Here is a 19,376-nt window from a genome sequence, read left to right on the forward strand (position 1 = left end):
ATAAAATAAAGAACATGATGGATATGTTTCAATCCATTGTTGATCTATCGGAAGAGCAGCCCATGCAATAGCAGGTGCTGCTTTTTGTATTTTATAGGAAGTTAATATCAGCAAAATGTTGAGCCTATATGAAATTACTGTTTTAGAAGTAGACTCATACTATGATACTGTATAGTTATAAATTTAGTAATGGAGGTAAATTGTGAGAAAAAACAATAATGTATTATGGGTGTCTATATCTATACTTATTTTAATAGTCGCGATGTCTCTCACTGGTTGTTCCAAAATGCAAACAAGAATTAATCTCATGGGAGAGAGTGAACATTGGAGAGGCGAGCTAGATACGACAGTAACAAATGAAAGAGCGGAAAATGGAGAATATACTATATTTTATAAAAAAGATAATTTGGAAGATATTAAAGAATATAAAATTAACATTAATGAAGGAAGAATAATTAGAAAGGAGAGCGATTTAACTTCGAAATCTATAGAGTTCCCTATAACGAGTACAAAAGGTTCAATGGTTAGTAGGAATGAAGACCAAACTATTGTCATTGAGTGGACAGATATGAATGGTAACAATTTTGAAGAGAAACTGATCTTATCAGAAAAATAACCCAAAAAAAACCGAAGCGAGTGCCTGGAGTCCCGGCAAACTTGCTTCGGTTTTTCAATGCTTGGTTAAACGTTAGGCATTCCTTATTGAGACTTAGCTTGCTGCTGGCAAAGATACAGCGGATTTCGTTACTTGTACCGTAATCGTTTCAGTGCTTGTCACACCCGCTGCATTGATCAGCTCAGCACGATACGTGTACGTTCCATTCGCGTGACCGGATACATCTGTCACAGCGCTTTGTGCATTAGGTGTTACTGCGTTCAGTGCTTTGGTATCGATCAGTTGACCATTCTCATAGAGACGGTATTCTGATGCGTTTGTTCCCCACCACAGATTCATCGTCACTTTGTAGTTGCCGTCCCCATCCCAATTGTCTTGGGAGAGAACTGCTTTGCCAGGGGCAGCATTCGCAACTTGCACCGTGAGTACTTCACTGCGAGTTGTACCCTTGGAGTTCGACAGCTCAGCTACGTAGGTATAAGTACCGTTAGCTTTACCATTGATCGTTGTTTGGGCCGATTGCGCCGCTGGTGTAGCGTCTGTCAGCTTTTGTGTGTCAATCAGCACGCCATCTTCATACAGCTTATAGCTTGTGCCATTGTCACCCCACCAGAGGTTCATAGTAACGGTATAAGACCCTTCAGAGAGACCGTTGCTGTAACCATTGTTGGATGTAAGCGCTGGTTTACCTGGTGCGCCAACAGCTGGCGTCGAAGGTCCTTCTTCGCCGCCTTCTTCAACGGCTACGAAATCGTTCAAGCTTCTAGGCTTCAGTTGAAATACATCTTTGAAAATAGCGGCAACACCTGTCACGCTGATTTTATCGCCTGCTGCATAAGGGAAGGTCGTTTGCGTTACACCTGTGCGTGTATCCACACGTACATGCGTGCTTGTTCCGTCCGCTGCAACTGCATCGAATTCAAACGAACCTACCGGTGTTGCACTGATGATGTTCTGAACAGTTACTTCTTTCAATTGAACGAGTTGACCCTGGTTTGCAGCCGTAACTGCTGGCACTTCAATGGCAGCAGGGATGGAGGCTGTACCCGTTTTCTCGATCGCTACGATATCCGTAAGCTCAAATTCACTGTTGTATAGCGCCGTTGCTGCGGTTACTTTAACCACATCTCCAGCGTGGAAGCCGGCAGTACTTTGGAAAACATAAAGGCCACCGGTGGTGTCTTGAAGATAGAAGGATTGTCCACCAAAAGCACCTGGCTCTGTAGTAACTACACCCTCAACTGTAACCGTTGAACCAGCTGCTTTGGTGCGTGCATCAGCAATGCTGATCGTTGCCGGGATTGGTCCTTCTTCTTCCGGAAGCTGCTCAGCCGGAACATTGCCGACGGTAACTGCAGTCGTGATCAGGTTGCTGCCGTTCAGACGCAGACGCAGGCTGGCAGCGCCCGTTGTACCTGATTTAATGCGGACATTCAGGTCTTTGATTGCGCGACCTTTGCTGTCGGAAGTTACGCTAAAGTTGGAGCTATAACCGTACGAAGTCGGCCATGTACCACCTTCATTCTGAATCATGGCGACCTGTGTTCCGCCAGTCAGGTAAATTCCTGCACTGTAACCGGAAACGGTTGTGTTAGCAGGCATGTTCTCTACAACCACACGGATCTGGAAATCCTCCGCATTAGGCAGGGTTTCCTGCTTCACGATGCTGTAGGAAGCGTTCGCGCTTGAAGCTGGTCCACCATAAGAACCTGCTTTGAACGTGGAACGATCATACCACTTGTATCCTGCAGCTGGTGCAGCCCAAGGTTCAGCCTGTGGTTCTGTGGAAGCAGCAGGTTGTTCGAACGGAAGCAATGCTGTTGCATTATCCAGTTGAAGTCCGTTCACTTGAGTCAAGCTAGTGTAATTTTCTTGATTAGCAAGCCAGTTAACGGTATTGACCAGCAATTTGCCGTCATCAACTTCTTTGAAGCCGTCATACGTTGTTTTGCGAGCGCCAGTCTCTTCGCGAAGATACTTCGGTGAAGCATCTTCAACCGGAGAGGAATCGCCGATAAATGCTGCTTTACCTGCACCCAGCTTGGAAACGGCTACGTAAGGACCTTCCTCAACTCCACCGCCATTGTATACGCCCTGGTCAACAGCGTTCGGCCAAGCGTCATTCGTTTTCGGCAGGTATACAATACCTTTAGCCTTTGTTGGATCAGTGATCGCAAGAGTGGACCCTGCGTGCATGGCTACAGCAGATACACCTTCTGTAATGCCAAATGCCTGTCCAGCAGGCACAATGTTAGTAGCGTTAATATCGCCTAATGCGTTGTAACGGAAGCGTACTCCGAAATTATCGGACAGCCAGTCGCTGCTAGTTACATTTTGCATAGCCTCAGAGTTACGCTCCTCTGTGCTCATGCCTTTGGCTGGGTCTTCGAATGCGCCACGACGATAGCCGTTAATCGCTTCAGAACCGTCCCAGCGGTTTTTGTTACGGTCAGCATTGTAGTGATCTCCAATGAAGAAGATGCTGCCGCCTTTTTCTACATACTCTTTCAAGGCTGCCTGTTCTGTCGTTTTGAAGGGAACATTGGGTTCAGCAATGACAAACACGTTATATTCTTTCAGATCGTCATAGGTAAAAGGAGTCGTCTTGCGCAGTTCCTTTACATAATATCCATCATTCGCGAGTGCATTGCCGAAGTCTGAGAAGCCTCCGTCAATGACCCAGTCAGCTGCTCCAGCTGTCTGTGCATGAGTATTGTCGAACAATACTTTCTTGCCTGCATTACCGTTAACAACCTTTGCCTGAATGAACGGTGCAGGGTCTGTCGCCCATTCGGCCTGAACCGATGCATCTCCATTCCACAATCCAATCTGAAGCGGCAATGCCATGGACAATGCCAGGAGTGATTTTACCCATACTCCTCGCATACGTGTCAATTTACCCAACCAAATCCCTCCCAAATATTAGTTGAAACATGAGTTCGTCCATATTCTAACACACCAAAATCTCACATAGTCATAACAATTTGTAAAAACGAACTCGACTTTTGTAAAAATGAGTCCTTTGTCATGCTCCATCTAACAAATTTTGATACTTTCTAACATCAGATGTTGATTTCACGTCATTTCTGCTCATGAAAAAAAGCCATCTCTTATGAGATGACTTTGGCCCGAATGCGATTGACGGCATGGAATACCGAGGATTTGATCATGCCTTCACTACGGTTAACGAGTTGTGCGGTTTCCTTGATGCTGTACCCGTGAATCACGCGTAATTCAAGAATTTTGCGATGCTCTGTATTGTTAATGATCGACACAAGTTCGTTAACACCTTCAGAGATCTCCAATTCGGATGTATCACAGTGATACGTCTGCATCTCCAACTTACTGTCCCGCTTCAGTGTACGGGTCCGCTTGCGGAATGTATCCATGGCGAGGTTACGGGCAATTCTTTTGAGGTAGTAGAGAAGTCGTTCTTCCGGAATGTCTGCCGATACATTCATCATTCGAATGAAACACTCCTGCGTGAGATCCTCTGCATCCTGTTGATTTTTGACGATCTGAGATAGATACCGTGTCACTTCTGATTTATAGTTTACATAAGCATCATGAATGGTTGTTTTGTTCACGTGATGTTTTCCCCTTTGGATACCGATCTGGCTTTGTCCGGTCTGGTTTGTTCTCTGTGTTCCAAGTATATCGGGATGATGTTTCCAAAGACGCCAGACTTGTATCCGAGTTGTAACATTTCCGGTGAACCTCTGTTCAATCCAAGAGCAGAGATACAGAATATAAGGCAGATGAAATTCATAGAGCAGGGAGATTAAGATTCATCATGAGACCGAAACAGATTTTGATTATTGAAGACGAAGAGTCCATTCGCGACATCCTATCCTATTCGTTGCGTAAGGAAGGATTTGAGATGACTGAAGCAGCAACAGGCAGAGAGGGCTTGGATCTGCTCAGGGAGTCCAGACCAGACTTGATCCTGCTCGACCTGATGCTGCCGGACATGAGCGGGTTCGATGTATGCAGACAACTTTCCGTGAATTCGAAGATTCCCGTAATTATGATTACGGCGAAGTCCGATATGCTGGACAAGGTGCTCGGCATGGAGCTGGGGGCGGACGATTATATTACCAAGCCATTCGACATTCGTGAGGTAGTTGTGCGCATTCGGGCCATTTTCCGCCGGATTGATCTAATCAGCGAGACGCTGGAGAATCAGTCCTATGAAGTGGTACGGCTTGGTAGACACATTGAGATCCGCAAGGATGAGCGTGAAGTCTGGAAAGATGGGGAACGCGCCGGACTGACCAATAAGGAGTATGATCTGCTCTTATATTTGGTCAACCATCACCGCAAAGTACATACAAGGTCCGAGTTGCTGGATAAAGTGTGGGGATTTGATTTTCCCGGAGATACCCGGACGGTAGACATTCATATTCAGCGTATCCGCAAGAAGCTGGATAGCGGGGAGCAGGGGATTTCACTTATTGAGACGGTCTTCGGCGTGGGTTACAAACTGAATATTCAGGTGCATACATGAAGTGGACGATCCAGTTCAAAATGGTCGTTCTTTTCTCGGTCATCGTATTTATTGGTTTTTCGGCCTTGCTCATTATTTCGAATAAAGTGGGTGAGGAGAACATGTACAGGGAAGTGCAGGAGGACATGGTGCAATCCAAAAAAAATCTGGATATCGCGCTCAATCAATACTTCCTGATTCATAATAAACGGATTAGTGAGGACTCCCTGGGAACAGGGAATCGGGACCTCGCAGAACAGATCGGCTCCGCAGTAGGCGGCAAGGTCATAGTCTATCGGTCTGATGGCACTCCGTTTAGCAACGTGGGTGCGGAGGCGAAGCTGGCTGCTGCTCAAACCTCTGATCTACAGGCTGCCATGAAATCAAAGATCGCCTATACAACCGTGGTGGACAAAGGCAGAGTAACAGGGAATCTGTCCTTTCCTGTGCTGTCGGAGGGGAGCATCCTTGGCATTATCCAGCTGGAAAGGGATTATACGGATCTGTTCAAACGGCATCTGCGATTTCAGAACACCATCAAGGGCTTTGCAGCCGTCATTTTTGTGTTTGTTTTCATTGGATCTGTCTTTATTTCACGCCAGATTACGAAGCCGATTCGTGTGCTGACAAAACGTTCAGCCGAAGTTGCACAAGGCAGCCTGAATGCAGACATCCACATCTCAACGAAGGATGAGATTGGAGAGCTGGCTTCCAGCTTTACCGTCATGATTGCTCGGGTAAAGGAGCAGATTGACGTGATTGAGAGAGAACGGGATGAGGTCAAGCATTTACAAGCACGCAACAAGGTTTTTTTTGACAATGTGACGCATGAATTAAAGACACCACTGACCACGATACTGGGGTATGCCCAGATTCTACGGGATAATGGATTTACGGATCAAGCATTCTTCGATAAAGGGTTGAAATATATTATCAACGAGAGCCAACGCCTCAACGTCATGGTTGCGGATATCCTTGAAGTGACCGTATCGTCCACACCGATTCAGACCTTCCGTTTTGAGCGGGTGAATGTATCGAATATTATTCGGGAAGCCTGCGAAGACATGTCCATCAAGGCGGGCAAGTACAATATTGGCATTCGCTATGAGCTGGAAGAATTGCTGTATGTCCAGGGGGACTGGAATAAGCTCAAGGAAGTTTTTTTGAATGTGCTGGATAACTCGGTCAAATACGGGAATGTGAATTCCATCATTCAGGTCCAATCGTTTCGGCTGGGGGATTCGGTAGCCATACTGATTCGTGATGAAGGAGAAGGCATTCCGGAGGAAGCGCTGAAGCATGTATTTGAACCCTTTTACCGGGATAACGGGATGAACAGGACAGAGAAGGGAAGCGCTGGGCTGGGCTTGTCAATTGTGAAAAACACGGTGGAGCAGCATGGGGGAACGGTGGAGATGAAGAGTATATTAGGCAAGGGAACACAGGTGAATATCAGTCTGCCTGGAGAATCGGACGTATGAAGAAACGAGGATTTTGGAGCAGATATCGCGATATGCTTATGTTATCCGGTTTGCTGATTGTATTTGTCGGAGGTATCTTTGGCATTGGTAGTCTGTTCAGCATTGGACATGGGAAGCCCAGGACCGTCATTCTGCCGGATAAACAGTTCAACAGCCGCCTCGCCCCACCGCCAAGCAGCACCATTCAGATTGAGTCGGCTACCAAGCTGCCCAATGACTTTGCCATTTATGATTTTGAGGTAGCTGATCCCAACACGGTCATATTGAATCGGCCGGATCGTTCCTATACCGGGATCAAGCTGTCGCAGCTGCATATGGATGATAACATCTTGAAGGACATCGCCACGAATACAGAGTATGGCATTACCTTAAGTCCGGATCAGAGCAAGCTGATTTACTCCCAATACCGATCGAGTCAGGCGCAGAAGACAACCTATGAATATGACTTGAAAACAGGAGAACATCATAAGCTGAAGAATGACAACTCCTATTCACGTGTCTTTGTAGGTAATGAATCCTACATCGGATATGATGACCTGGTGTTCAACATGGTGGAGCTAAAGTCAGGAAAGAAACATGAATTGTACAGTTATGATGAGTTAGTTGCCAAGGTCGCACAGACGAGCAACATTTCCAGTCCGGATGATACCCTGATTATGCTGGATTCATATGAGATTAGCCGGGATTTATCACGGGTGTATGTGCTGGTTAAACTGAAAGAAAATTACGCGGTCTATAGCTTCTCTCTGAACGACAAAAATGATATCACTGCATACACCCCTGCCCAGGATATACAGCAGTTTAAGGTTTTGAAGAATGGGGACATGCTGATTCAGGGCATGATCAACAACGAACAGGGATTGTACAGATATCGAGCGGATACCAAGAAGTTTGAGCTGCTGGTCAAAGGGCCCATCTGGAGCTTCGATCTGGATGAGGAGGAGTCCCGCATTGCCTATTTTTTGACACTCGAAGGACAGAAGAATGAGGTGCACATTGCCTATCTGAATGACCGGAAGCTGGGGTCCGATACGGTTATCTACCGGAATATTGATTACTTTATCAAGTTGAAATGGAATGACAGCAATCTCTTTGTTGTCGGGAGCTCTATGGAAAAAAGCGAGTTATATCGGTTTAGCTTCCGAGCTTGGTAAAGATGTGAATATGGAATGCTCAGAAATTAGGCCCTATGGAATGAAGTCGCTATGTTAAGGACTGAACCCATAGGGTCTTTTTGTGATTTGAACATGTTGCATAAATCCAAAGAAGGCCTTTCAATCCAATGCAGCTAAAGGCTGATTTTACAAATTGGATACAAGTCCAGATTGGACCGATACATCTGATGGCTATAATTACCTCTATTACATCGATGAGAGGAAGCCGGATTCATGCTGCGAGTTGAACAGGTATCACACACGTTCCGCAATGCACAAGGGATTGTTCCCGTATTGCAGGACATTAACATATCCGTGGGTAAGGGTGAGATGGTTGCACTGCTGGGAAGCTCCGGTTCAGGCAAATCGACGTTATTGCATCTGATGGCAGGTCTGATGAAGCCGGACACAGGCAAGATCCTTATTGCAGATCAGGATATTGTGCGTATGAGTGAGAACCGACTGGCGGAATTCCGCCGGACACATATTGGCTTTATTTTTCAGGCGTATGAGCTGCTGGCGAACCTGACAATTCGGGAAAATGTGGAGCTGCCGCTCGTATTTCAGGGCATTCGCCCATCACGGCGTAAGCAAAAGGCGATGCACCTGCTGGAACAGGTTGGCCTTGTCGGCAAGTCCGAATTATTCCCTTCCCAGCTATCAGGAGGGCAGCAGCAGCGCGTCAGCATTGCGCGTTCACTGATTACGGAGCCGTCCGTCATATTCGCGGACGAGCCTACCGGGAACCTGGATACCCGAACGGAGGAAGAGATTATTTCCATTTTGCAACAGCTGAATCGGGAGATGCATACAACATTCGTTATTGTCACGCATGAGGCTGAAGTGGCGGAGCAGATGCAGGTTGTCATTACATTGCAGGACGGATGCTTGGTGGAGAGCGGCCAGTCCAAGGCAGTAGAGCAAGGAGAGCGGTTGTGAGAGTTCTGGATGTGTTGCGAATGTCATGGGGACAGATTGTGCGCAGAAAGGTGGTTACTCTTCTGTGCATGATTGGCCTGTCCATCGGCTGTGCGGCCATGATTATCGCGTTAAGCGTGGGGCAGTCGGTACAGGTCTATGGTGAGAAAACGTTAAACGAGAATTACAAAATGGATGAGATTACAGTATCCCCCAATGAGGGAATCGGTTCGGGCGGAAGCAATGGGCAGACGTCCACCTTCGAACGAGGAGCGCTGACGGCTCGGAAAATCGATATTATTTCCAGCCTTCCGCATGTCGTCGCCGTTGCTCCGATGCTGAAGCTGGATATGCTGGAGATGGCTACATTGGATGGCAAAAGCTCCAATGTGGAAGTTATCGGTACAGAGCTTGGATCATTGAGCCGTTTCGGCTACCGTTTTGACAAAGGCGGGGCATCGGGGATCAGCGGAGCCGCTATTGTGAATTACGGTGCAACCTTCGGACTTGTGGACGCCGAGGTGATCCGCGAACTGAACAACAAGCTCATGGAGGATTCGTTTAATGACGAGTTTCTACAGCAATACATGGCGTTGATGTCTACCCAAACCGAGCTGTTTCAGGCACAGTTTAACCTGAAATATCAGGACATGAATGATTTGTCCAAAGCCAAAACAAGCTCCCCTTTGCGAGTGACGGGTGTACTGAAGGTGCCTGGCGGCATGAGTGAGAACAATGCCATGTATGACAAAAAGGTCTATGTTTCCCTCGAAACCGCCCGAATGCTCGCTGAACAGTTCCAGAGCAGTCAGGCACAGGCCGCGGCAGCAGGACGGTTGAACTCGGCGCTCGTGAAGGTAGAGGACAAGAAGTATGTGGCACAGGTGCAGGAGCAGATTCAGAAGCTGACGCTGATGACAGACAGCAATCTGTATCAGGAGCAGGCGATGAAGGAACAGCTTGGCATGTACCAGAAGGCCGCTATGGGCATAGGGATATTCGTTATGCTGCTAGCTTCTCTATCCATTATCGTTGCGATGATCATGTCCACACATCAGCGCCGCAAACAGATTGGCGTCATGAAGGTGCTGGGAGCCAATCTGTGGCAGATCAGGCAGATGTTCATTACTGAAGCTGCTGTACTTGGAGTGTTGGGCGGCATTGTTGGTGTCTTCATCGCTTACGGAGCCATTCAGGGGGTAAATGGACTACTCCAAGGACAAATCTCGATGGAGGCAAGCACACCTCTCCAAGTAGTTATTGAGACGTCGGCCCTGCCTGCTGGTATAGCGTTTGCGGTGTTGACCGGAGTACTCTCGGGAATCTATCCGGCGATTAGCGCCTCGCGTACAAATGCGTTGCAGGTAATTAAATCGGCATAAATATAAAGCAGAGATACAGGAAAGCACAGTTTAGGGATTTAAGGATTTAACAGACGGAAATCACCAGACAGATTCAATGAAGGGACATACGGCAATGAAGAATTCGGCAATAGGCAAATGGATAAAGAGAATCATCATGATCGGACTGCTCGCAGGCGCTGGATATTTTCTGTACCAGCAATATAAACCGGTACCCGAAGCGCCCATCGAGGCTCCGCAGCCCATTACATTTGGAGTCACACAGGAGACGATCACGCAGGAAATTCAGGTCAAAGGCAAGTCGGCTTATGCCAAACAGACGGATGTGTACGCTCCTTTTGCCTCGAAGATAAAGCAGTGGAATGTGGAGAATGGGGAGCCCATTCACAAGGGAGCCGTCATGTTCTCGCTTGATTCGAAAGCATTGCAGACGGAAGTGCAGCAGTTGGAGACCGATATTGAGAAATCGAGGCTGGAAGCTCAATTGAATGAGATTGGTCTTACTCAGGGAGAGGGTCCCGAGCAATTGGGGGTTACTGAAGAAGAACGGAAGAAAGCCTTCGCCGAGCGGGAAACAAAACGACTGACCAACGAAATGAACAAGGAATCCATCGCTGTGAAGGAGCAGGAGGTTCAGGCCAAGAAAGCGGTCATGGGTTTATCCACCGTGTACGCGCCGGTATCCGGTGTGTTTCTGATGAACGATACGGAGACCAAGACACGTATGGTGAGCGAAGGTCAGTATGTGGGTACCATTGTGGACACAGGCAAATTACAATTTGTGGCGGCCATTAGCGAGCAGGAGCTATTCAAAATCCAAACAGGCATGCCTGTAAGTGTACATATGACGGGAAACAAGGAGGTTCCGTTAACCGGAAAGGTCATCAAAATCTCCAAGTTTGCCAAAAAGGGAACGGAAACAGATCTGAAACAGCCTTCCCAATTCGATATTGTCATTGATTTGAAGCCAAACGCCAAGCTGATCGGTGGATTAAGTCTGGAGGGCAAGATTGAAACGCTGCGCAAGGAGAAAGCGACGGTCGTTCCCACGCTGGCGGTCATGCGAGATCAGGATACGGCATATGTGATGCTGGATCAGGGCAACGGGCAATATGTACAGCAGACGATTCAAACAGGCATCGAGACAGATGACAAGACTGAAGTATTGAACGGCTTGAAACCAGGAGATATTGTTGTGCTTCCATAAAAAAGTAGCATGAGAATATGCTATGTCAATTAGCTCATTACGGGGGGATAAGCCCGTAATGAGCCTTTTTTATGGCTTGGGGAGGCACATCTCGGAATTCCTGCCTGATTTATGGAATTAAATATAATAAATTTTAATAAATTCAATTTACAGTAATATTTACATGGAGTATAATCGATTCATAAGGAGGTGGACACGCGATGTGAGGTTTGTATCGAGGGTAAGCCTTTTTTTAAAACCTCTAAAAGTAAGCGCTTACTTTAATTAAGTCAGAGCAATGCCTTGAAAGCCGTTCACCAAAGATCACCCGCACACACCTACAGATGTTATCCCCCTTGCTTTGTCCCTTAACCTCAGTGTAAGACACCATTTCTGTTTCTTGTTTCACACCTTATTGTTGTTGACCTAGCTTGTCCCAATTGAACTACATTCATGGAGGTGAAGTTCCTACAGCTCATCCATACGTTCTCTACCGTGCATAGCATCTTGCCGACACAGAGGATCAGACATGAGTATATACCCAATCCAAGTACAAGAAAGGTGGAACCCTAATGACAAAATCGAAAACCTTATCGAAAGGCGGAAAGGTGCTTCGCAGAAGTGTAAAACAAATGCTGGCAGCAACGCTGCTCGCGGCGGGCATTTTCCCGGGCATGGCTCCAGGAGTGAGTCAGGCGGCTGAAGCGCATGTGGATAATCCGTTTGTCGGAGCTACGTCGTATTTAAACCAGGATTATTCCGCTCTCGTGGATACGTCCATTGCTCTCACCAGTGATGCAGCGTTAAAAGCCAAGATGGAAACGGTGAAATCCTATCCAACGGCAGTCTGGATCGACCGTATTGCTGCCATTAATGGTGGAACAGACAATGCCGGACGCAAAAGTGTGGAGCAGCATCTGGATGCCGCCTTGGCACAAAAGAAGTCAGGTACTCCAATTACCGCTTCATTCGTTATCTACAACTTACCTGGGCGGGATTGTCATGCCCTTGCATCCAATGGTGAACTTCCACTAACACAGGCGGCCCTACAGACGTATAAAAATGATTATATCAATGTAATTGCCGATATTTTTGCAAAGCCCAAGTATCAGGACATTCGCATCATCGCCATCATTGAGCCGGACAGTCTGCCCAATCTGGTAACCAATCTCAGTACACCAGCTTGTGCCCAAGCGAGTTCAACAGGAATCTATGAAGCTGGTGTGAAATACGCATTGGAAAAGCTGCATGCCATTCCGAATGTGTACAACTACCTGGATATTGGTCACTCCGGCTGGCTTGGTTGGGATAACAACCGTACAGGCGCAATCTCGCTGTATACTAGCGTTGTCCAAGGAACAGCAGCAGGTCTGAATAGCGCCGATGGCTTCATTACGAACACAGCGAATAGCACACCGCTGAATGAACCGAATCTGCCTAATCCCGATCTGAACATCGGCGGACAACCGATCAAGTCTTCCAAGTTTTATGAGTGGAACCCTTACTTTGACGAAACCGATTTCACTGCGGCACTGTATAGCGGATTTGTACAAGCTGGCTGGCCGGCCAGCACGGGCTTCCTCATTGATACCAGTCGTAATGGATGGGGCGGGGTGAATCGTCCAACGTCTGCCACAGGCAGTGATATTAACACGTACGTGAACTCCGGGCGTGTGGATAAGCGCGATCACCGGGGGAACTGGTGTAATAACAGTGGAGCAGGCATAGGTGAAGCACCTAAAGCTGCACCAGGACCAGCCCATCTGGATGCCTATGTATGGGTCAAACCTCCAGGGGAGTCTGATGGCTCCAGCTCGGAAATTCCGAACAACGAAGGAAAAGGCTTCGACCGGATGTGTGATCCAACCTTTACAACTCGTGATGGTGTATTGACGGGTGCACTGCCTAACGCACCAGTGTCAGGTCACTGGTTCCATGACCAATTCGTCATGCTGGTGCAGAACTCATTCCCTGTTCTTCCAGCCAGCAATGGTGGAGGGGGTGGAACGACAGCTCCAGCTGCTCCGGCAACACTGTCTGCGACAGCAGGCAACGCACAGGTTTCCCTGAGCTGGACAGCCTCCACAGGTGCGACCAGTTATAACGTGAAACGGGCGTTGAGTGCGTCGGGTCCATTCACTACGGTTGCTGCTGGCGTGACCGGCACATCGTATGCCAACACAGGTCTGATCAATGGTACAACCTACTATTATGTGGTTAGTGCCGTGAATGCTGCGGGTGAGAGTGTGAATTCGGCTGTAAAAAGTGCGGTACCAGTAGCAGGTGTGACTGCCCCTGCTGCACCAACAGCGCTGACAGCTACGGCAGGCAATGCTCAAATCAGCTTGACCTGGGCGGCTTCGGCAGGAGCGACAGGTTATAACGTGAAACGGGCGTTGAGTGCATCGGGTCCATTCACTACGGTTGCTGCCAACGTGAGCGGCACATCCTACACCAATACGGGTCTGACCAATGGAACGACCTATCATTATGTGGTTAGTGCCGTGAACGCTGCCGGGGAAAGTGTCAATTCTGCCGCAGCTTCTGCAACACCGCAAAGTGTAGTTGTTCCGACCAGTGACCTGGTTCTGCAATATCGTGCGGGAGATACCAACGCGGCAGATAACCAAATTAAACCGTATTTCAACATCAAAAACGTAGGTAACACGGCTGTAAATCTGAGTGATCTGAAAATCCGTTATTACTTCTCCAAAGAAGGTACCGCAGCGATGGACTCTGCTGTCGATTACGCTCAAGTTGGCGGAGCCAACATCCAGCGCACGTTCACCGATTCCTATGTGGAGCTGAGCTTCACTTCTGGAGCAGGCGCGATCCAGGCAGGTGGACAATCCGGGGATATCCAGCTCCGCATGTACAAAACGGACTGGAGCAACTTAGATGAAACCAATGATTATTCCTACGATCCAACCAAAACATCCTATCAGGACTGGAACAAGGTGACCCTCTACAAAGGCGGTACCCTGGTCTGGGGCATTGAGCCTTAAAAGGAGCGAATACAAAACAGGGGCGTTTCCCAGTCATGAACATGACTGGGAAACGTCCCTTTTTTCAATTTTAACGAATGGAGTGCGTCTTATTTCGTGTAATGGAGCTAGTGCAGTGTTTTAACGAATCGTATACACGTTATTACCAGGTTTTCGCCCTGTGTTCACTCTGTTTTCCGATGGTTTTTACCAGATAACGTACCGGAGTTCGTTAGTTTTTCTATTGCCGCTAATCTTCGGAATAAGGTGTGCTCGTTTCGATAGAGTCCTGAACAACACTGAATATTGATCGTTTTGGACGGATATTTGCCTATGTCACAGCAGGTGGGATGTCTATAATAATACCCGATGGGCAGGATGAAGCTGCTCTAATGGAGAGGGAATGGAAGGGGGACGGAGTCAAAGAAGTCTGTTCAGGAGAGCTATTCATTTATATTTTTGTAAGCGCATTCAGTAAAATTTGAAGGATATGAACGTCTGTATGGATTGACGGATGTCGCAACGATCCAAGCACAGCCATAAGCATCACCCATTCTGTCTCAAGGAGAGTGAAGGTCGATGAAATCCAAAACATTAGCGCCGATACATAAAGGATCGGTTTCAGGTATGTACTCCAATCGCAGGAAGGTGCGTATGCCACTTGCAGCCAAAATGCTGTCTTCGGCACTAAGCGTTGCTTTGCTCGTTGCGGGAACAGCGGGTGCGAGCGGAGCAGCAGCTTCCAGTGAGAACAGCGCGGCAGAGGCCAGCGTGCAGTCACATAAGGGAGGGAGTTCTTTGAAAGACATTCAGCTTGAGTATCTTGATCGCGGTCTGGTTGCGGCGTCTACTTCCGAGGGTGTTTTTCTCAGTTGGAGGTTGCTTGGTGACGAGGCCACAGGGTATAGCGATAAAGGTCTGACAGGCACGGATTTCAACGTATATCGTGATGGCAAGAAGATTGCTACGGTCACCGACAGCACCAACTATGTTGATGCCGCAGGCAAATCGTCGTCCCGTTATGAAGTGGCAGCGGTAAGCAAGAAGGGCAAGGAGAGTAAACACAGTGCATCCGTCAAACCTTGGGCGAACGGCTACGTCGATATTCCTTTGCAAAAACCGGCCGATGGTGTGACGCCAGTGGGAGAAGCCTACTCGTATTCTGCGAATGACATGAGTGTGGGCGATGTGGACGGGGACGGTCAATATGAGTTTTTTGTAAAATGGGACCCTTCTAACTCCAAGGATGTCTCGCAAAAAGGCTACACCGGTAAAACGTACGTGGATTGTTACACGCTGGACGGACAATTGTTGTACCGGATCGATCTCGGGGTTAACATCCGTTCGGGTGCTCATTATACACAGATGCTCGTTTATGATTTTGACGGGGATGGCAAGGCTGAGATGATGTTCAAGACTGCACCGGGAACCAAGATCATCAAATATAACAAAAAAGGAAAGGTCACTTCCGAAAAATACATCACCCTTCCGAAGCAGGATCGTAAGGCAGGTTATTCTAACGAAGATGATTACCGTTTAAGTGCAGATGGCTACTATGATCATGTCGTGGATATGTTCAAGAACTGGCATAAACATGAAGAGGTCGTGAAGGGCAACTGGCCTGCTACGTTGGAGGAAGCTTTTGGGATTGAGAAAAAGTATAGTTATCCATTGTCTCAGAAGGATGCTGAGAGCTTGGCCGATTACTTCATCGATGTGTATGCACCAAGCCGCAGTGACAAGAATGAGCTGCGCAAGTTCGAAGGTTTTATCGTGGATGGACCTGAGTATGTAACGGTGTTCGAAGGAGAGTCGGGCAAAGAGCTGGAGACCATTCCTTATGAACCGGGACGGCAGGATGATGGGTTGATGTGGGGCGATTATGCAATGGCGCGTATTGAACCAGCGAACCGGGTAGATCGTTTCCTGGCAGGCGTGGCATATCTGGATGGAAAGAAACCGTCTGCGATCTTTGCACGCGGGTACTACACACGTTCGACCATGGTCGCCTACAACTGGGATGGCAAAAAGCTCAAGCGTGAATGGAAAGTGGACAGTGGCTGGACGCCAATGAAGAACCCGTTCAATGACGGTCCGCATGGGGTGGACGGTACAGATCCAGTATACGGCTCAATTACAACGCAAGGCGCGCACTATTTCAGTGTCGCTGATGTGGATGGAGATGGTAAACAGGAGATTGTGTACGGCTCGGCCACGATTGATCATGATGGCAGTGTGTTGTACAGCTCCAAGGACCTGATGCCAGCGGAGAGTGCTGCTCCGGGAACGATTGCACGTCTGGGGCATGGGGATGCGCTTCATGTAGCGGATATTGATCCGGATCGTCCGGGGCTGGAGATCTTCATGGTGCATGAGGGTGGCCCTTGGGCACCATACGGATATTCCCTGCGGGATGCGAAGACTGGGGAAGTGATCTATGGCGGGTACACGGGCAAAGATACCGGACGTGGCATGATCGGTGATGTGGACCCGACCCGCCGCGGATTGGAGACATGGGCTGTGGGACTTTGGACGGCCAGCAGTGAGAAAATAAGCGATAAGGCTCCCGGCACGAATATGAATATTCGCTGGGCCGCTGATATGACAACTCAAATCGTGGACGGTGCCATTAATGTCACGCCTACGATTAAGGATTGGAATCGGGGAACTCTGCTGACCGCGAACGGCACGTTGACCAACAATTATACCAAGGGTACGCCATCTCTAGTAGCGGATATCTTCGGGGATTGGCGGGAAGAGATGCTGGTGAGAACCGAGGACAGCTCGGCGATCCGCATCTACCTGAGCACCGAAAAGACTGATCGCAAACTGTACACGCTAATGCACGACGCGATGTATCGTGTCGGCATTGCTGGACAGAACAGTGGATACAATCAGCCGTCCTACCCATCCTTCTACATGGCATCGGATATCGACTGGTCGAAGGTTACGCTGCCGAAGTTCGACACGCCCAAGTCGGGTAAGGGTGAAAAGTGAGATTTGAGAAGTGTCCCAATCCTCAGATGATCTTATGATGGTTGGGGTTTGAGGACTTAATACCAGTATGTTGATACTGTTGAACGTATTTGGAAAACCTGAATCCAAGTGTTTCCAACAGTGTTATTTTGTTATAAGAAGTTTACTATTGTATTAAAGTGAAGCTCTGGAGTAACCTCGGTGCGTTTAGGCGTACGGGAGGTTACCCGGAGTTTTTTTGATATGGTCAAACCGAAACAACAAACGACATCATCATTTCAAATGTGCTACGGATGCAAAATCTTGAATGGTATACTTTCCGTTTTCATGAATCAATGTGGTGATGGAGCATTCGGGAATCAGTTGACTTTGCATGGCGATAAAATTAGGATGCCAGACGTTAAGTTCAAGCTCTGGGAATGTGTTTACTAGAAAATCCGTAATTAACCCGCCATGAGTAACGATAACGATATGGCTATCTGGTGGCTCTACATTCGTCAATTCCGTTAGGAAAAAGGCCAAACGTTGGCCTGCCTGCTTAGAGGAATCACCCACAGGTGGGAGGTAGTATGGATCACTTGTGCATCTGTCCCACATCGCGATGAATTCTTCAAAGGTTTGTTCAGGTAGGTCCCCCCAGTTGGCGCGTTCACGCAGACGCTGGTCTTCAGTCACTGTAATGTTTGTTTGGAGAGCAATATGTGCCGCAGTGTTGATCGCTCTTTGAAGTGGGCTTGCAATGATTTTGGTGACAGGTACGTTAGCCAAATGAAGTGCTGTCGACTTAGCTTGTGCTACTCCTTCGGATGTAATGGGAACATCACCGATGCGCTTTTCTTTTAATGCATGCCTCACCAGAAAAAATGTAGTTTTCATAGTCTCACTACCTCCTCGTTATAGATTAGATTAAATAAAATAAAATTGATTAGATTTATAACTAATTATATGTTTATCTAATTTGTAATCGCAATGATTTTTCAATTACATGGTGAAATACATCGCCGAGACTTGCTACAATGGAAAAAAGTGAGGATCGTTGCAGCAACGGAGGTGCAGGCATTGGAAGCAAAACATTGGACAGGCAGTCTGTTTCAGGAGAAACTGCGCACAGAGGACTATGGACCGCGTTTTTACGCGTATTATTACAAGCAATGGGACAACTACCAGATGTCTTATCACGATCATGATTCCACGGAGATCATGTACATTATTTCGGGAATGTGCCGGGTCGATGTACAGATGCAGGATGGCAGCTCGGAACAGGCAGTATTAAAAAAAGGGCAGTTCATTCTGCTGGACGCAGGGGTTCCACACCGTCTGCTGGTGAAGGATGGCGTACCGTGCCGCATGCTCAATGTGGAATTTGGAGTTGCCAGATCGGAGCCAGGGCATCCATCCATTCGCCAGCTTGCGTTGGAAGAGGAGGAAGTCCATGCTTTTTTAGCACAAGCCACGCCTTATCTGGTTTTGCCTGACCCGGAAGAGGTGTACCACATTATGAAAAGCCTTGTGCTGGAGCTGGATCAGCGTGGACTGATGGAGCAGGGTCGATCTTCTGCACCTATTCGGATTATTCCGCCGGAGGAACGCTCGCATCATCGCGAAGCCCGTGATCTGAAGTCGCCTGAGCAAGGTACGCTGGTACGCACGTTGTTTATCCAACTGCTGGTTCGGGTCGCAAGACTGCGCGGGGAATTCAACCGAAGTGCGTTGGATCAGACGGAGCTGTACGTGAAACGTACGATTGAATTCATGCATCACAATATGGATCGTAATATTCAAATGAAGGATATCGCAGCAGCAGTGAATCTGCATCCAGGCTATTTGCACCGTATTTTTCGCCAGCACACGCAGCGCACGCCTACCGACTATCTCACGATGCTCCGAATGGAAAAGGCGAAGATGCTGCTGCAACAGACCGATATTCCAATCTCCGAAATTTCCGATTACGTTGGCGTGGGGAGCAGACAGTATTTTCATATGTTGTTCAAGAAATATACAGGCCGAACTCCGGTTGAATTCCGTTCCTCGATGGAGCGACATGTCAGTCATTATCCACTGGAATAATAGGGGGAATAGGTACTCTGTTTTTATCTGAGCAGGATAGGCTGAATGATCTTCGGACACAAAAGTGAGGATTTTTGACAGCTACTTCGTGAACTGGTCATGATTTTGATAACGCTTCCTTATGTACCGTTGTTACAATGATTTCAT

General features: G+C 47.8%; 13 protein-coding genes. 10 read left to right on the forward strand and 3 right to left on the reverse strand.

Going from position 1 to position 19,376, the window contains the following annotated elements:
* The first annotated feature begins 202 nt into the window (after positions 1–202).
* Positions 203–616 (forward strand): hypothetical protein, encoded by a 414-nt coding sequence (locus tag AC4PM4_RS06995; RefSeq protein ID WP_063565945.1) that lies wholly within the window; start codon positions 203–205, stop codon positions 614–616.
* 93 nt (positions 617–709) lie between these two features.
* On the opposite strand, the gene AC4PM4_RS07000 is transcribed toward AC4PM4_RS06995, so the two are convergent.
* Both AC4PM4_RS07000 and AC4PM4_RS07005 read right to left on the reverse strand, forming a co-directional pair.
* Positions 710–3,520, reverse strand: a complete 2,811-nt coding sequence (locus AC4PM4_RS07000; RefSeq protein ID WP_481853018.1) for a chitinase N-terminal domain-containing protein — start codon at positions 3,518–3,520, stop codon at positions 710–712.
* Positions 3,521–3,726: 206 nt separating this feature from the next.
* Positions 3,727–4,203: an RNA polymerase sigma factor gene (locus AC4PM4_RS07005; protein ID WP_491613194.1), complete on the reverse strand. Its 477-nt coding sequence runs from the start codon at positions 4,201–4,203 to the stop codon at positions 3,727–3,729.
* Between the two features lie 206 nt (positions 4,204–4,409).
* Here AC4PM4_RS07005 and AC4PM4_RS07010 point away from each other — a divergent pair, with 206 nt between their 5' ends.
* The 8 genes from AC4PM4_RS07010 to AC4PM4_RS07045 all read left to right on the forward strand — a co-directional run bounded on the left by AC4PM4_RS07010 (position 4,410) and on the right by AC4PM4_RS07045 (position 17,183).
* Positions 4,410–5,123 carry a response regulator transcription factor gene (locus AC4PM4_RS07010; RefSeq protein ID WP_024628875.1) on the forward strand — a complete coding sequence of 238 codons (714 nt, stop codon included), beginning with the start codon at positions 4,410–4,412 and terminating at the stop codon, positions 5,121–5,123.
* The gene (locus AC4PM4_RS07015; protein ID WP_491613195.1) at positions 5,120–6,583 is read left to right on the forward strand and encodes a sensor histidine kinase; all 1,464 of its coding nucleotides are present in this window, start codon (positions 5,120–5,122) and stop codon (positions 6,581–6,583) included. Before AC4PM4_RS07010 ends, AC4PM4_RS07015 begins: the two co-directional genes overlap by 4 nt.
* Positions 6,580–7,737: a hypothetical protein gene (locus AC4PM4_RS07020; protein ID WP_491613197.1), complete on the forward strand. Its 1,158-nt coding sequence runs from the start codon at positions 6,580–6,582 to the stop codon at positions 7,735–7,737. The genes AC4PM4_RS07015 and AC4PM4_RS07020 overlap by 4 nt, the downstream gene beginning before the upstream one ends.
* 234 nt (positions 7,738–7,971) lie before the next feature.
* Entirely contained in the window at positions 7,972–8,676 is a 705-nt protein-coding gene (locus tag AC4PM4_RS07025) for an ABC transporter ATP-binding protein (protein WP_063565941.1), read from the forward strand.
* The gene (locus AC4PM4_RS07030; RefSeq protein ID WP_063565940.1) at positions 8,673–10,037 is read left to right on the forward strand and encodes an ABC transporter permease; all 1,365 of its coding nucleotides are present in this window, start codon (positions 8,673–8,675) and stop codon (positions 10,035–10,037) included. The genes AC4PM4_RS07025 and AC4PM4_RS07030 overlap by 4 nt, the downstream gene beginning before the upstream one ends.
* A 94-nt stretch (positions 10,038–10,131) precedes the next feature.
* Complete coding sequence (locus AC4PM4_RS07035) at positions 10,132–11,223, forward strand: efflux RND transporter periplasmic adaptor subunit (RefSeq protein ID WP_161490609.1); 1,092 nt, start codon at positions 10,132–10,134, stop codon at positions 11,221–11,223.
* Positions 11,224–11,774: 551 nt separating this feature from the next.
* The gene (locus AC4PM4_RS07040) at positions 11,775–14,207 is read left to right on the forward strand and encodes a glycoside hydrolase family 6 protein (protein ID WP_090997547.1); all 2,433 of its coding nucleotides are present in this window, start codon (positions 11,775–11,777) and stop codon (positions 14,205–14,207) included.
* Between the two features lie 633 nt (positions 14,208–14,840).
* Positions 14,841–17,183 (forward strand): rhamnogalacturonan lyase, encoded by a 2,343-nt coding sequence (locus tag AC4PM4_RS07045; protein ID WP_491613405.1) that lies wholly within the window; start codon positions 14,841–14,843, stop codon positions 17,181–17,183.
* 252 nt (positions 17,184–17,435) lie between these two features.
* On the opposite strand, the gene AC4PM4_RS07050 is transcribed toward AC4PM4_RS07045, so the two are convergent.
* Positions 17,436–18,038: a histidine phosphatase family protein gene (locus AC4PM4_RS07050; protein WP_491613198.1), complete on the reverse strand. Its 603-nt coding sequence runs from the start codon at positions 18,036–18,038 to the stop codon at positions 17,436–17,438.
* 183 nt (positions 18,039–18,221) lie between these two features.
* Between AC4PM4_RS07050 and AC4PM4_RS07055 the strand changes: the two genes are divergently transcribed.
* Positions 18,222–19,229, forward strand: coding sequence for an AraC family transcriptional regulator (locus tag AC4PM4_RS07055; RefSeq protein WP_491613200.1), 1,008 nt, complete (start codon positions 18,222–18,224; stop codon positions 19,227–19,229).
* Positions 19,230–19,376: the final 147 nt, after the last annotated feature.

The sequence above is a fragment of the Paenibacillus sp. MDV22-iso6 genome, from assembly GCF_058408365.1.

What these genes read in the sequence shown, in the direction of transcription:
- AC4PM4_RS07025 (WP_063565941.1), top strand. Translation starts at nt 7,972, where the DNA reads ATGCTGCGAGTTGAACAGGTATCACACACGTTCCGCAATGCACAAGGG.
- AC4PM4_RS07050 (WP_491613198.1), bottom strand. Translation starts at nt 18,038, where the DNA reads ATGAAAACTACATTTTTTCTGGTGAGGCATGCATTAAAAGAAAAGCGC.
- AC4PM4_RS07040 (WP_090997547.1), top strand. Translation starts at nt 11,775, where the DNA reads ATGACAAAATCGAAAACCTTATCGAAAGGCGGAAAGGTGCTTCGCAGA.
- AC4PM4_RS07035 (WP_161490609.1), top strand. Translation starts at nt 10,132, where the DNA reads ATGAAGAATTCGGCAATAGGCAAATGGATAAAGAGAATCATCATGATC.
- AC4PM4_RS07010 (WP_024628875.1), top strand. Translation starts at nt 4,410, where the DNA reads ATGAGACCGAAACAGATTTTGATTATTGAAGACGAAGAGTCCATTCGC.
- AC4PM4_RS07045 (WP_491613405.1), top strand. Translation starts at nt 14,841, where the DNA reads ATGCCACTTGCAGCCAAAATGCTGTCTTCGGCACTAAGCGTTGCTTTG.
- AC4PM4_RS07015 (WP_491613195.1), top strand. Translation starts at nt 5,120, where the DNA reads ATGAAGTGGACGATCCAGTTCAAAATGGTCGTTCTTTTCTCGGTCATC.
- AC4PM4_RS07020 (WP_491613197.1), top strand. Translation starts at nt 6,580, where the DNA reads ATGAAGAAACGAGGATTTTGGAGCAGATATCGCGATATGCTTATGTTA.